At 43.9% G+C, this 14,183-nt stretch carries 16 protein-coding genes; 6 read left to right on the forward strand and 10 right to left on the reverse strand.

Going from position 1 to position 14,183, the window contains the following annotated elements:
• The first annotated feature begins 74 nt into the window (after positions 1-74).
• Together NBH14_RS21105 and NBH14_RS21110 are read left to right on the forward strand one after the other, a co-directional pair.
• A complete protein-coding gene (locus NBH14_RS21105) occupies positions 75-1,274 on the forward strand; it encodes a pyridoxal phosphate-dependent aminotransferase (RefSeq protein ID WP_186961022.1) in 1,200 nt (399 codons plus the stop codon).
• 14 nt (positions 1,275-1,288) lie between these two features.
• Positions 1,289-2,533 (forward strand): ABC transporter permease, encoded by a 1,245-nt coding sequence (locus tag NBH14_RS21110; protein WP_250817739.1) that lies wholly within the window; start codon positions 1,289-1,291, stop codon positions 2,531-2,533.
• A gap of 8 nt (positions 2,534-2,541) precedes the next feature.
• Here NBH14_RS21110 and NBH14_RS21115 read toward each other — a convergent pair whose 3' ends face one another.
• Positions 2,542-3,714 (reverse strand): glycosyltransferase, encoded by a 1,173-nt coding sequence (locus NBH14_RS21115; protein WP_250817740.1) that lies wholly within the window; start codon positions 3,712-3,714, stop codon positions 2,542-2,544.
• A gap of 175 nt (positions 3,715-3,889) precedes the next feature.
• Here NBH14_RS21115 and NBH14_RS21120 point away from each other — a divergent pair, with 175 nt between their 5' ends.
• Entirely contained in the window at positions 3,890-5,104 is a 1,215-nt protein-coding gene (locus NBH14_RS21120; RefSeq protein WP_250817741.1) for a multidrug effflux MFS transporter, read from the forward strand.
• On the opposite strand, the gene NBH14_RS21125 is transcribed toward NBH14_RS21120, so the two are convergent.
• Complete coding sequence (locus NBH14_RS21125; protein ID WP_250817742.1) at positions 5,099-5,926, reverse strand: helix-turn-helix domain-containing protein; 828 nt, start codon at positions 5,924-5,926, stop codon at positions 5,099-5,101. The two genes, NBH14_RS21120 and NBH14_RS21125, sit on opposite strands and share 6 nt — an antisense overlap.
• A 67-nt stretch (positions 5,927-5,993) precedes the next feature.
• Between NBH14_RS21125 and NBH14_RS21130 the strand changes: the two genes are divergently transcribed.
• Positions 5,994-7,259, forward strand: coding sequence for a putative DNA modification/repair radical SAM protein (locus NBH14_RS21130; protein WP_250817743.1), 1,266 nt, complete (start codon positions 5,994-5,996; stop codon positions 7,257-7,259).
• A 2-nt stretch (positions 7,260-7,261) separates the two neighbouring features.
• Positions 7,262-8,026 (forward strand): TIGR03915 family putative DNA repair protein, encoded by a 765-nt coding sequence (locus NBH14_RS21135; protein ID WP_250817744.1) that lies wholly within the window; start codon positions 7,262-7,264, stop codon positions 8,024-8,026.
• A 90-nt stretch (positions 8,027-8,116) separates the two neighbouring features.
• Here NBH14_RS21135 and NBH14_RS21140 read toward each other — a convergent pair whose 3' ends face one another.
• The 6 genes from NBH14_RS21140 to NBH14_RS21165 all read right to left on the reverse strand — a co-directional run bounded on the left by NBH14_RS21140 (position 8,117) and on the right by NBH14_RS21165 (position 12,271).
• Positions 8,117-8,857: a shikimate dehydrogenase family protein gene (locus NBH14_RS21140; protein WP_007653662.1), complete on the reverse strand. Its 741-nt coding sequence runs from the start codon at positions 8,855-8,857 to the stop codon at positions 8,117-8,119.
• 19 nt (positions 8,858-8,876) lie between these two features.
• Positions 8,877-9,641 carry a bifunctional demethylmenaquinone methyltransferase/2-methoxy-6-polyprenyl-1,4-benzoquinol methylase UbiE gene (gene ubiE / locus NBH14_RS21145; RefSeq protein ID WP_186961028.1) on the reverse strand — a complete coding sequence of 255 codons (765 nt, stop codon included), beginning with the start codon at positions 9,639-9,641 and terminating at the stop codon, positions 8,877-8,879.
• A gap of 6 nt (positions 9,642-9,647) precedes the next feature.
• Positions 9,648-10,598: a phosphoribosylaminoimidazolesuccinocarboxamide synthase gene (locus NBH14_RS21150; protein ID WP_186961029.1), complete on the reverse strand. Its 951-nt coding sequence runs from the start codon at positions 10,596-10,598 to the stop codon at positions 9,648-9,650.
• 17 nt (positions 10,599-10,615) lie between these two features.
• Positions 10,616-11,611, reverse strand: coding sequence for a PhoH family protein (locus NBH14_RS21155; RefSeq protein WP_128135120.1), 996 nt, complete (start codon positions 11,609-11,611; stop codon positions 10,616-10,618).
• A gap of 109 nt (positions 11,612-11,720) precedes the next feature.
• Positions 11,721-12,038 (reverse strand): type II toxin-antitoxin system RelE/ParE family toxin, encoded by a 318-nt coding sequence (locus tag NBH14_RS21160; protein WP_186961030.1) that lies wholly within the window; start codon positions 12,036-12,038, stop codon positions 11,721-11,723.
• Entirely contained in the window at positions 12,023-12,271 is a 249-nt protein-coding gene (locus NBH14_RS21165; RefSeq protein WP_186961031.1) for a hypothetical protein, read from the reverse strand. The genes NBH14_RS21160 and NBH14_RS21165 overlap by 16 nt, the downstream gene beginning before the upstream one ends.
• A gap of 109 nt (positions 12,272-12,380) precedes the next feature.
• On the opposite strand from NBH14_RS21165, the gene NBH14_RS21170 reads away from it, so the two are divergent.
• Positions 12,381-13,031 carry a DUF5715 family protein gene (locus NBH14_RS21170; protein WP_222622134.1) on the forward strand — a complete coding sequence of 217 codons (651 nt, stop codon included), beginning with the start codon at positions 12,381-12,383 and terminating at the stop codon, positions 13,029-13,031.
• Between the two features lie 18 nt (positions 13,032-13,049).
• Here NBH14_RS21170 and NBH14_RS21175 read toward each other — a convergent pair whose 3' ends face one another.
• Together NBH14_RS21175 and NBH14_RS21180 are read right to left on the reverse strand one after the other, a co-directional pair.
• A complete protein-coding gene (locus NBH14_RS21175; protein WP_186961032.1) occupies positions 13,050-13,406 on the reverse strand; it encodes a thioredoxin family protein in 357 nt (118 codons plus the stop codon).
• Positions 13,407-13,509: 103 nt separating this feature from the next.
• Positions 13,510-14,058 (reverse strand): hypothetical protein, encoded by a 549-nt coding sequence (locus NBH14_RS21180; protein ID WP_186961033.1) that lies wholly within the window; start codon positions 14,056-14,058, stop codon positions 13,510-13,512.
• Positions 14,059-14,183: the final 125 nt, after the last annotated feature.

The following is a 14,183-nucleotide window of genomic DNA, read 5'->3' on the forward strand; positions in this document are numbered from 1 at the left end:
TTTCGATTTTCAACTTTCAATTTTCAATTATTTCCTATCTTTGCCGAACTTTAAACTAACATATAGAAAAAGTAATGCCTAATATCTCACAGCGGGGTGTCAATATGCCGGCTTCCCCCATTAGAAAACTCGTTCCGCTAGCCAATAAGGCTAAAGCAAAGGGTACCAAGGTGTACCATCTGAATATCGGTCAACCGGATTTACCTACTCCCGAGGTCGCGATGGAGGCTATGCGCCGTATTGACCGTAAAGTATTGGAATATTCTCCGAGTGAGGGAATTCGTAGTTTCCGTGAGAAATTGGTTAAATACTATGCGAAATTCAATATCAATGTCGATGTTGAAGATATAATCATCACTACCGGAGGCTCGGAAGCTGTATTCTTTTCGTTTATGGCTTGTCTGGATCCGGGGGATGAAATTATTGTTCCCGAACCTGCGTATGCAAACTATATGGCGTTTGCCATTTCCTGTGGAGCTGTGATCAAAACAGTTCCGTCTACTATCGATGAAGGTTTTGCTCTTCCTTCGGTGGAACGGTTTGAGGAACTGATTACTCCGCGTACCAAAGCGATCCTGATCTGTAACCCGAATAATCCGACCGGTTATCTGTACACACAGAAGGAAATGGATCAGATTCGTGATATTGTCAAGAAATATGATCTGTTCCTGTTCTCGGATGAGGTATATCGTGAATTCTGTTATACGGGTGCTCCTTATATCTCGGCATTCCATTTGAAAGGTATCGAGAATAATGTGGTACTGGTGGATTCGGTTTCCAAACGTTACAGCGAATGCGGTATCCGTATCGGTGCGCTGATTACGAAGAACCAGATGGTGAAGGAAAATGTTATGAAATGGTGTCAGGCACGTTTGAGTCCTCCTTTGGTCGGACAGATCATTGCTGAGGCTTCACTGGATACGCCTGAAGATTATATGTTGGATGTCTACAACGAATATGTGGAACGCCGTAAATTCCTGATCGACGGGCTGAACCGTATTCCGGGTTGTTATTCTCCGATCCCTATGGGGGCCTTCTATACGGTTGCCAAATTGCCGGTGGATGATGCCGATAAGTTCTGTGCCTGGTGTTTGGACGAGTTCGAATATGAAGGACAGACGGTTATGATGGCTCCGGCATCCGGTTTCTATACAACACCCGGCTTAGGGAAAAATGAAGTGCGTATTGCCTATGTCCTGAAAAAGGAAGATTTGGCAAAAGCACTGGTGGTTCTGGCAAAGGCGTTGGAGGCTTATCCGGGAAGAGTCATTTAATCAACTGAATCGAATTGAACTTAGAACTATTTATAGCACGAAGAATTCATTTCAGTAAGGAGGGGAATCGTCAGGTTACTCCTCCTGCTGTTCGTATTGCCATAGTCGGTGTAGCGCTAGGGTTGGCGGTGATGATTCTTTCGGTCGCTATTGTGATTGGTTTTAAGAAAGAGGTTCGTAATAAGGTGATTGGTTTTGGTTCTCACATTCAGATCACCAATTTTGATAATAACAGTTCGTATGAAACGACGCCGATTGCGGTGAGCGATTCTTTGCTTCAGGCACTCCAGGAGTTTCCTGGTATCAAGCATATAGAAGGATATGCCACTAAAATGGGTATTTTGAAAACGGATAGTGATTTTCAAGGTGTCGTATTGAAAGGGATCGATACGGATTATGACTGGAGTTTTTTCCGGAACAACCTGAAAGAAGGTGAGTTGCTGACGATAGACCCCAAAAAGACTTCGACTGATGTAATCATTTCCAGATATTTATCCGACTTGCTGGGATTGAAGCTGGGCGACAGTATTCTGACTTATTTTGTCCAGGAAGATGTCCGTGCCCGTAAATTCAATATCGTCGGGATTTACGAGACCGGCTTTATGGATTATGACAAGCTATTTGTTTTGGCTGACATTAAGCAGATCCGCCGGTTGAACGGTTGGGAGAAGGATGAGGTCAGTGGGCTGGAATTGCTTGTAGATGATTACGATAAGCTGGACCAGATTGCAGAAGACCTGTATTTCAATCTGGTGGAGAAACAGGATCGTCATGGGAACACCTATTTTACCCGTTCGATAAAGGAGATGAATCCTATGATATTTAACTGGCTCGATGTGCTGGATGTGAATGTGGTAGTTATTCTTATCCTGATCTTTGCGGTTGCAGGGTTTACCATGATTTCCGGTTTGCTTATTATTATTCTGGAGCGGACGAATATGATCGGTATCCTGAAAGCGTTGGGTGAGAACAATGTCAGTATCCGCAAGATATTTCTTTATATCTCTTTCTTCCTGATCGGGAAGGGGATGCTTTGGGGGAATGTGGTTGGTATCGCTATTTGTTTGATCCAGTCTCATTTTCGTATAATAAAACTGGATCCTTCCATCTATTATCTGGATGCGGTGCCTATTGATTTAAGTATAGTCTCCTTGATTCTCCTGAATATCGGGACCTTATGTGCATCGATGCTAATGATGCTCGGTCCGTCTTACCTTATCACAAAGATCGATCCAGCCAAGAGCATACGATTTGAGTAATTTTCAATTCATTTATTTCCCAGGCGGAATGTATAATCGTTTTTTCCTCTGAATATCCTGTAAATTCTTACGTATAGATTGAACAGGGGCAGCAGCAGTTCCAGGAGGAACAGCCAGCCGGTTACAGGTTTCTGTTGCAGGAGTTTGGCTGATTTGTGCAGGATTGCCGCTTTGGTTGAAAAACGTATGATGTATAATAATCCTGCCAGTATGGATATCAGCCAGTTGCCTAAAATGCCCATGACGATACTGGCGATTACCGCGATAAAGAAAAGGAAATAACTCAGGCTTTCTATTCTGAAAAAGGTCAGGTTCCAGCCTTTGTAATAACGTTGGGTGGCGGCACGTGATACTTTCATCTCTTTCCACATGCTGAAACGGTCTATCTTTGCCATTTCCGTGATGCTTTCCGGAGAATATTCCACCCAGGTATTCTGAGCGTTTGCAGATTCGTTGATAAATAAATCGTCATCGCCGGCATGCAGGCTGAGCGATTTGTAATATCCTTTGTGTGCAAAGAATAAATCTTTCCGGTATGAGAGGTTACGGCCGTTGCCGGTATAGGGATTTCCGGTGAGGGCGGACGAGATATATTGCAATCCGGTTATCAGGTTATCATAAGCGACCAGCTTATGGAAAAATCCTTTGTGATGCCCATATGCACAAAAGCCTAAAATGATGTTTGTCCTGGAAGCATAGTTGCGTGCCATGGCTGATATCCAGTTTTTACCCATAGGTTCGCAATTGGCTTCCGTAAAAAGGAGGATGTCGTGTTTGGCGGCTTTGATACCGACAGTGAGTGCCAGTTTTTTACGGCTCAGATATTTTACGTCTTCCGGGATATAGGTGTGATAAAGATGGTCGTATTCGTTCTTGAATGTTTTTAAAACTTCGTCACTCTCATCGGTGGAACCGTCGTTGACAACAACGATTTCGTATTCCGGATAGTCTTGGTTCAACAAAGCCGGAAGGTGTTTCTTTAGGTTCTCTGATTCGTTCTTGGCATAGACAATCACGGAAACGGCAGGCTTTGCCTGTCCCTGTTGCATTTGTCTTCTTTTAGCCTGTCTCAACGGGCGGGCATAGGTGACAAGATAATATAAGAGCTGGATGACGAATAGACCGGCAGTCGTGCCTGCCAGTATCATTTCTATATGATTGAAAATAAGTAAGTCGTTCATTCTTGAAGATGTAAATTAAAAAACGTACAAATGTACATGTTTCCTTCCTAATTACCACATTCAAAAAGAAATATCCTGAAGTTCCTGTTTATACCAGTAAATGTGCAATTAATGTAAAAGGCGGGCGGAAAGAAGGAAGTACTTTTGCTGCGGTAATTTTAATAGGAATAATGTGATGAATAGAAAAATGGGAATCGTGGTTCTGGTCCTTTCTTTATTAGCGGCTCTGGAACCTTTAAGCATAGATCTTTATCTCCCTGCTTTTACAGATATTGCTGAAAGCCTGCAAGTTTCTTTGAGTGAAGTACAAATATCCTTATCCATCTTCCTGGCAGGTTTTGCTATCGGACAACTGTTTTGGGGGACGCTTTCCGATTATTACGGACGGAAGAATCCGATCCTGGCAGCTACGGCTTTGTATACGGTCAGTTCGTTTGCTTCCATCTATGTGACTTCGATCGAACAGTTGTGGGTAATCCGCTTTCTGCAAGCCTTTGGCGGTTGTGCCGGGGTGGTGGTAGGACGTGCTGCTGTGAATGATTTGTTTGTAAATGAACAGCGGACGAAGGTATTCTCCCTGTTGGTGATCATCTCCGGAATTGCACCGGTTATTGCGCCGACTATCGGGAATTTGTTATTGAAACAGTGGCATTGGCACGGGGTGTTTAATACAATGGCTCTGTTAGGAGCCTTTACTATTCTGCTGACCTGGTTGTTTCTTCCGAAAAGTAAACCGGTGGTATTATCCGGAGAGATGAATGCGAAGAAGCCTTCGGTGAAAGAGATGGTAAAAGGATATGTCAGGGTGATGAAAGTATGGCCGTTCATGGTTTACACTATTATTGGCTGTATGGCTTATGGAGGTTTGATGGTCTATGTGTCTAATGCACCTTTTCTGATTATGGAGAAGGGGGACATGTCGGGTGATACGTTTGCAATTATTTTTGCGATCAATTCGTTGGGATTGATGTTCGGGACTTATATTATTAATTTTATGCTGAAATATATGACGTTGAAGAAGCTGGTACGATATACGCTTGCTGTGCAGCTGTTGATCGGGACATTACTGATTATTACCGCTTTTGCTTCGACCTCTGTTATTCCTTTGTTGGTACTGGTATTTCTGAATCTGATCCCAATCGGATTATTGTTACCGGCTACGACATCGCTCGGTTTGGCTTATTTTAAAGAAGACAGCGGATCTGCTTCGGCATTGATGGGATTTTTGCAATTGTTCTTTACCGGTGTCCTTTCGGCAGTAGTCAGTTTCTTACAAAATGATTCGGTTGTACCGATGATGTGCGGATTATTTGTTTGCGGGTTGACTTCTTTTGTGCTGCTGTTTGTCGATACGCGTCGTCGCCTGGCGGTGATCAAGGTCCGTTCATGACAGGTCTTTCTTTAGCAGCGACCGGAATTGCTCGGGCGTGTATCCGCTTTGTTCCTTGAAAAAACGGGTGAAATAAGACGCTTCGCTGAATCCGAGATCGAACGCTATTTCTTTGAAACTCGAAGCACCATGGCTTATCATGCGTTTGGCTTCCAATAGCAGCCGTTGGTCGATCAGTTGTTTAACTGTGTGACCGACGGCTTTTTTTGTCAGTTCGTTCATCCGTTTGTTGCTGAGGTTTACTTCGCGGGCATAAAAATCGGTTGTGCGTTCACTGATAAAATGGGTGTCGATCAGGGAAAGCACTCTGTTGACGCGGATGTCCTGGTTGCCTGGGGTGTCGGTATGTAGCAGTAATAAGTGGGTGATAAAGGCATGCATATAAGAATTTAGCAGGCTTTTGCGGTGCAACCCTTCGTGTTCGGCATAGATCAGGTTGGCTATCCGGCGGATGGCAGGAGCCTCGCTGCCGGGAAGGGTGAGAATGTCCGGGAATGAATAATCGGCATAGCTCTCGATATGCAGGCAGAGCCGTTCGAAATAATCGCGGTTGATGGCAAACAGAAAACCTTTTTGTTCTTTCAGTTTCATGGTGTGTACCTGTCCCGGGCGGATCAGGAAAATCTGGTTGGATTGTAGCGGATGCTCGGTGAAGTCGATGCTGTGACTTTCTTCCGGCCCGGTTTCCATGAAAAATAAAAGTTCGTAAAAGTTGTGACAGTGTGATCCCCGGAAATTCAATGGTGCGCAGTTTTCGATGCGTTCGGCGACGAAGAAATCACTTTCATCCAGATTATGTACGGGAATATTATCTAAGAACATTTCACTCTATTTTATCGCAAAGATAGTTTTTAATTCCTTATTTTTGTGTTGTATATCCCCGTGAAATATGAATGAAAATGTACTCGAAAAACTGAAAGTATTAGCAGAATCAGCTAAATATGATGTATCCTGCGCGTCAAGCGGCACATCCCGTTCCGGAAAGAAAGGAATGATAGGCAGTGCGGCTGGCTGGGGTATTTGCCATAGTTTTGCGGAGGACGGGCGGTGTATTTCCTTGTTGAAGATTATGCTGACCAACAATTGCATGTACGACTGTGCTTATTGCATTAACCGCCGGAGCAATGATTTGCCGCGGGCAACGCTTTCGGTGACGGAGCTGGTCAATCTGACGATCGAGTTTTACCGGCGTAATTATATAGAAGGGCTTTTCCTCAGTTCGGGCGTGGTACGCAGTCCGGATTATACGATGGAACGGTTGGTACGCGTGATAAAAGATTTGCGCCTGGTTCATCGTTTCAACGGGTATATCCATATGAAAAGCATTCCGGGTGCCAGTCAGGAGCTGGTGAACGAAGCCGGTTTGTATGCCGACCGTCTGAGTGTGAATATCGAGATTCCCAACGAAAAAAGTTTGCAGGTGCTTGCACCGGAAAAAGACTTTAAAAGCGTCTTTGCCCCGATGCGTTATATCCAGCAGGGGGTATTACAGAGTGCGGAGGAACGGAAGCGTTTCCGTCATGCTCCGAGGTTTGCTCCTGCCGGACAAAGTACGCAGATGATTGTCGGGGCGACTGCCGATACGGACAAGGATATTCTCCGCCTGTCGTCGGCCCTGTATCAACGTCCGACGATGAAACGTGTTTATTATTCCGGTTTCATTCCTGTGAACGATTATGATAACCGGCTGCCGGCATTGAAACAGCCGCCTCTGGTGCGGGAGAATCGTTTGTATCAGGCCGATTGGTTGTTGCGCTTTTATGAATTTAAAGTGGACGAGATCGTGAACGATGCTTATCCGGAACTCGATCTGGAGGTCGATCCGAAATTATCGTGGGCGTTGCGAAATCCGCATATGTTCCCGGTTGATATCAATAAAGCGGATTACGAGTTGCTTCTGCGCGTTCCCGGCATCGGGGTGAAATCGGCGAAGATGATCATCGTTTCCCGCCGTTACTCCCGCCTCGGCTCGGAGCAATTGAAGAAGATCGGTGTCGTCATGAAGAAGGCTCAGTATTTCATTACTTGTTACGAACTGGCGATGCGGACGGTTAACGAGCTGACACCGGAAAATGTGCGCCATATACTGATTCAAAAGAAGGGTAAACGGTTTGACGACCGGCAACTGACAATTCAATTTCAAGACGTACCGTAAACATGATTGCTTTTATATATGACAAAACTTTCGAGGGATTACTGACAGCCGTCTTCGACGCTTACGTCCGGAAGTCGTTTCCTGATGTGTTGCTGGCCGAAGGGGAACCGTTGCCTTTGTTCTGTGAGGAGACGGTGACAATCTGTTCCGACAAGCAAAAAGCCGACCGTGTCTGGAAAGGCCTTGAAAAGAAAATATCCAAACTGTCCCTTTCCGGACTGACGGTCTCCTGGCTGTCGGAGCTGCCGGAGATTGACATGCTTTTATTCCGCTATATCCGTAAGGCGATCGACCATTCCAAGTCTATAGAAATGAATTTTGGCGACTCCGATGTGTTGCAGATTTCTAAAATATGGAAGAAGGTGAGCAATGAGCGTCTCCGTATCATGCAGTTCCTCCGTTTTCAGAAGGCGGTGGATGGCACCTATTTCTCGGCTGTCGAACCTATATATAATGTATTGCCGCTCGTCCTTCCTTATCTGAACGATCGTTTCGGTGACCAGAAATGGCTGATTTACGACATGCGCCGTGAATACGGATATTATTATGATCTGAAGGAAACAATCGAAGTTCGCTTTGAACAGAAGGAGGCACATCTGCTTTCCGGTTTTCTGAGTGAGAGCCTGATGGATAAGGATGAAATGCTTTTTCAGCAAATGTGGAAAGAGTATTTTAAGACGATTGCGATAAAGGAACGTCTGAACCCGAAACTGCACCGGCAACATTTACCGGTTCGTTTCTGGAAATATATGACGGAAAAGCAGTAGAAGACAAGAACGTTACATCCGGGAGAAAATAAAATTCCTTTCGAAAGAAATTCAAATTTCATCCGAAAGGAATATCTTTTTCCTCAGTTTTTATTTCTGCCAGATCTCCCAGGCCGCAAAAGCCTGAAGCAGCAACATTTCGAGTCCGTTCTTAACGACAGCCCCTTTTTCTTTTCCTTTTTTCATGAAGAGTGTTTCATCCGGATTATACAACAGATCGTATAACAGATGATTTGGAGTGAGCAAATCGTATGGAATATCCGGGCAACTGTTGACATTGGGGAACATTCCCAATGGGGTCGTATTGACTATGACGGTGTATTGCTCCATTGTTTTCGGGGTGATTTCGTCATAGGTAATACAAAATTCTTTCGGTTTGCGTGAAACCAGGGTTGCTCCGACACCTAGTTGCTTTAGTCCCTGGAACACGGCTTTGGAGGCGCCGCCTGTCCCCAGGATCAATGCTTTCCGATGTGTTTCATTTAATAAAGGATCGATAGACTGTTTGAAGCCGATGATATCGGAATTGTATCCTTTCAGTTTTTTACCGAAAAGGCCTTTTGTGAATTTGATAACGTTCACGGCTCCGATCAGGCGGGCGTCTTCATCCAGTTCGTCCAGATAAGGAATGACCTGTTCTTTGTAAGGAATCGTTACATTCAGACCATTCAATTCGGGATTCTCTTTCAGTACATTTTTAATTTCCTTGATATTCGGAATCTCGAAATTCACATATTGGGCATCTATTTTTTCCGCTTCAAACTTCTGGTTGAAATAAGTTTTGGAAAACGAATGTCCGAGTGGGTATCCCAATAAACCATATTTCTGCATAACCTTTTCTAGTATTTGTTTATTTCGTAGGGATGGTTCGCGAACCATCCTTACAACCTGTGTATAATGAACAAATTCCAAAGGTGAAGGTGCGTGCTTTCGCCTGGGTAAATCCCTGGCGGGCAAGCAATTCTTCCATGACCTTACCTTGAGGAACGACTTTGATGGATTCCGGAAGATAGCTGTAAGCGGCTTTCTCTTTTGAAAATAACCGGCCAATAAATGGAATGATCGTTTTTGAATAAATAGGGTAGAGCTGTTTCATCGGGAAATGTTCCGGTGTGGAAAGTTCCAGAATCATGAGATGGCCGCCGGGTTTGAGTACCCGGAACATCTCGGCAATACCTTGTTCGATATTTTCAAAGTTACGTACTCCGAATGCGGCGGTAACGGCATCGAATGAATTGTCCGGATAAGTGAGTGCCGTACAGTCCTGTTGTTCGAACGATATATACTCCGACAAACCGGCTTTCGCTACCTTTTCGCGTCCGACCTGCATCATGCCTTCTGAAATATCAGCCCCGATGATCCGGTTGGCTTTTAGTTTCCGGTGCATGGAAATGGCCAGGTCGCCCGTTCCGGTGGCAATATCCAGTATGGATTGCGGAGAAAAAGGACGCAGGAAAGCAATGCCTTTCCTGCGCCATATTTTATCGATACCGAACGAGAGCGTATGGTTCAGTAGATCGTAAGTGCCCGCAATGGAGTCGAACATGCGTTTGACTTGCGTGCCCTTCTGTTCCTCCCGGTTGTAAGGTAAAATCTGTTCCGAACCGTACTTCATATATACTTATTTATTGTTCAGATAATCGGTTACATTCTTTTCGATGCGGGCCAACAGATTGTCTGTGTCGCCTTTTTTGAATTTCTCGCCGGTGATATGTTCGAACAGTTCGATATAACGTTCGCTGATACCTTCAACGATAGCCGGAGTCATTTCCGGAACCTGCTGTCCGGCTTTGCCCTGGAAACCGTTGTCCATCAACCATTCGCGAACGAATTCTTTAGACAGCTGTTTCTGCGGTTCACCTTTGGCGAAACGGTCTTCATAACCTTCCGAGTAGAAGTAACGTGAAGAGTCGGGTGTATGGATTTCATCAATCAGGTAGATCTTTCCGTCGCGGTGACCGAATTCATATTTTGTATCTACCAGAATCAGGCCGCGTTGTGTGGCGATTTCCGTACCACGTTTGAACAACTCCATGGTATATTTTTCAAGAACGGCGTAGTCTGCTTCAGAAACAAGTCCCTGTTTCAGGATTTCTTCTTTGGAGATGTCTTCGTCGTGAGCTCCGATAGCAGCTTTAGTTGTCGGAGTGATGATCGGTTCGGGGAAACGTTGGTTTTCGCGCATTCCTTCCGGCAGTTTCACGCCACAGATTTCACGTACACCGCTTTTGTAAGCACGCCATGCACTACCGCAAAGGTAACCGCGTACGATCATTTCAACAGGGAAACCTTCGCACTGTACACCAACGGTAACCATTGGGTCGGGTGAAGCTAATTTCCAGTTCGGGCAAATGTCGGTGGTCGCGTCAAGGAATTTGGCAGCAATCTGGTTCAACATCTGGCCTTTGTAAGGAATACCTTCCGGCAATACTACGTCGAAAGCTGAAATACGGTCGGTTGCGACCATCACCAATACTTCGTCATTGATATTGTACACGTCGCGTACTTTACCATGATAGACACTTTTTTGTCCCGGGAAATTGTAATCTGTTCTAACTAACGCCTTCTTCATGACCAATTTATTTTTGATTATTTATCTGATAGTTTGTTGTTCTTTTCTAGTTTCTTTGCAGCGGTTTCCGCTTTCTTTTTCTCATCGAATTTATCGTATGCTTCAACGATTCGCTGTACCAGTTTGTGGCGGACGATGTCTTTCTTGTCGAATTCCACTTTGCCTATTCCTTTGACACCTTTCAGTATCTGCATCGCCTGCACGAGGCCGGAGGTCGCAGTAGGGGGAAGGTCGATCTGTGTCACGTCGCCGGTAATGATCATTTTAGCGTTCATCCCCAAACGGGTGAGGAACATTTTGATCTGGTGCGTCGTTGTGTTTTGTGCTTCATCGAGGATAATAACGGCATCGTTCAGCGTACGTCCACGCATAAAAGCCAGCGGAGCGATCTGGATCACGTTATTTTCCATATATTCTTTGAGTTTTGCACCCGGAATCATGTCCTGCAATGCATCGTACAGAGGTTGCAGGTACGGATCGAGCTTATCTTTCATTTCTCCCGGAAGGAATCCCAGCTTTTCGCCGGCCTCGACTGCGGGACGGCTCAGGATAATCTTCCTTATTTCCTTATTCTTTAACGCTTTCACTGCAAGAGCTATTGCAACGAATGTCTTACCTGTTCCGGCGGGGCCGGTAGCAAAGACCAGGTCGTTCTCTTCAAAAGCTTTTACGAGTATTTGCTGATTTTCGGTGCGGGCAACGATTGCTTTCCCATTCATTCCGTGGATAATCAGGTTCTCCTGTTTGACGACTGTCGGAGTTTTTCCTTTGATAATGTCGAGGATGACATCTTCGCTCAGGGAGTTAAATTCCTCGCAGTATTTTTCTACTTCACGGATCTTCTTAAGGAACAGTTCGGATTCGTCTTCGTCTCCGATTACTTTCATCACATTTCCGCGGGCAACGATGCGAAGCTTAGGAAACAGTGTTTTAATCAGCTGCATGTTCGCATTATTCACTCCGTAAAAAATAACCGGGTCTACACTTTCAAGAATATAAATACGTTCTATCATCCGTTCTTTTCCTTGTCTTATTTTTTTATGTTTTTATTCCCTTTGATTTAGGTACGCAAAATTAGCAATATTCTTTATCTCATGAATATATTCCTGTCTTTTTTTGATATTACCGATGGAACATTTCTTTTAGCCGCCAGTTATCCTGCCTGCAATCCCATATGGCGTGTATCTCGATCAGGGGCGGACTGATGGTGTAAATTAATTTATAATGCTTTTCGACTACCAGAGAACGATAATTCTCAGGATGTTCTTCTAACAGAGGCTCAATAGGACCGACCTGTGGAAATGTTTTTAAAGGTTCGGCCGAATCAAGAAGTTTGTTGTATAAACGGATTGCTGTCTTTATACTTTTCTTTGAATAGTAATTGTAAATGTCATCAAGTAAGGTTATGGCATTATCAGACCAGGCTATTTCTCTTCGCATAATGGATGTCTTTTACGTAAATCTTCTGTAGTCATATATCTTCCATTTCGAAAATCTTCCTGCGATTTTTTCAGCACCTCTTTCAGTTCCTCAACCGTCATTTGTGCCGGATATCTCTCCGTCTTCTTTTCTGCATGCTGGTTAATCAGCTTTTTGATCTTGTTCAGCAACTGCTCATCGTCGATTTTGGTGAGTTGTTCGATCAGTGAAAGTTTTAGTTCTAAAGTACTCATATTCTTATTAATTAATTGTGTTGACCACAAAAATAGGTAATTCTTTTTGATCTTCATACAACAAAGTATTGTAATTTTCTTATTTTTGTCCTCCGTAAAATTAAAAAGGATGAAAATAGCTGTTAATGTAATCATATTGTTTTTTGTTCTGGTGTCAACCAGTGTGTTCCCTTCTTGTAAAGAAAAACGTGGCGAGTTGAAAACCATCTGGTATAACGGAAGTTATAATCGTGATTTTAACGATTTGAATGACGTCCAGCTGGCTGTTGCCCAAAAGATCGGGATAGAGCCGATCAGCAACCGTGAAGATGCCGAACATGCTTCCAAAAAGATGAAAGAGATCCAAACCGGCGATTATTACGAAGTGGAAGAACTGAAACACTCTATCCCTTATCTGATTCCGGAAGCGGCAACCTTACTGGAAGATATCGGCCGTAATTTTCAGGACTCCCTTTATAATCTGAATGCATCTCTCTATAAAATAAAAGTAACCAGCGTCACCCGTACGGTAGATGATGTGAAGAAACTGGGCAAACGCAATTACAATGCTTCCATGAACTCAGCCCATCGCTACGGTACAACCTTTGACGTTTCCTGGGTGCGTTATACCAAGATCAATGAGAAAGATACCCTGAATATCGACAACGACCGCCTTAAAATGGTACTTGCGTCAGTACTTCGTGACCTGAAAAGAGCAGACCGTTGTTATATAAAGCACGAACGCAAGCAAGGATGTTTCCATATCACAGTTCGTAAATAAACTGTTATAAGGGGCTTTTTACAGAATTTTCTCTTCGATGATCTTCTTCAACTCGTGTTTGGGCATAGTTCCCAGCATGAGTTCTTTGGTCCCGTCCGTTTTACAGATAAGAAGGGTAGGGATGGTGCGGATATTAAAGAGCGTTTCGAGATCTTCTTCTTTGTCTACATTCACTTTATAAATATCCAATCGTCCTTCATATGTTTGAGCGAACTCTTCCAGTATCGGATCAAGACGTTTACAGTAACCGCACCAGGGAGCCTGGAAATCTACGATACAAGGTTTGTCACCTACATATTTCCAGTCTTTCGGGTCAGCTTCAACGTTACCTATTTTTTGAATGAATTCAGTCTTTGTTAGTTCTATCGGTTTCATATATTTATTGTTTTAATTGACAATGCAAAATTATATCAGATCGGTGACTAACGGAATGGCAATATAACTTATATTCTTGTCAATTTTTCCCATGGGCATATCTTTACCGTTTCTCCGGCATATTACCGGCAGCCTCGGAGAGGAAAGATAAAACAACGTCTCTATGAGGACTATTCAGTAACAGATAGATAAGCTCGGTAAACTTGACCGGGAGCATTTCCTCTTTCAGCTTTTTTTCCAGGTTATGGTATAGCTGGACGGCGTTGAAAAAGTTCCGGAAGACCTTTTGTCGGGGGATGATATATACTTTTTGCCTGGTAACAGGCGGTTGGTGCAGGCTCAAGGCACTGATCACTTTCGGGAGTTTGAGAATGCACTGTGCTGTCCATTGGTTGAAGAAGAAGGTAAATCCGGAATGATTCTGATCATGGACAGATTCGGAAAAAGCGTATGCTCCCGGTGGGATAAGGGCTAATTCCCCTTCTTCAATGATTTGTTCGGAATCGCTGTTTTTCAAACATGACGTACCGGATACTGCATACACAATAGAATAATCTGTCAGGAAATTCCGGGTGTTTTCCTGAGAAGAAGATGTTGAAATGCGCATACTTTCTAAAAGATCCGGCAAGATAAAGTTTTCCACTACCATCATATACCTCTGAGTCTTTGACTCTTTTTTCGTGTATTACAGCTTAATCAATAATATAAAATCCTTACTAAAATAATAACAGGTCTACCATTTCATATACACCTGTTTTCTATAAATTCGAGATAAAG

The organism is Parabacteroides caecihominis, assembly GCF_023656785.1.
GTDB classification, from domain to species: domain Bacteria; phylum Bacteroidota; class Bacteroidia; order Bacteroidales; family Tannerellaceae; genus Parabacteroides; species Parabacteroides segnis.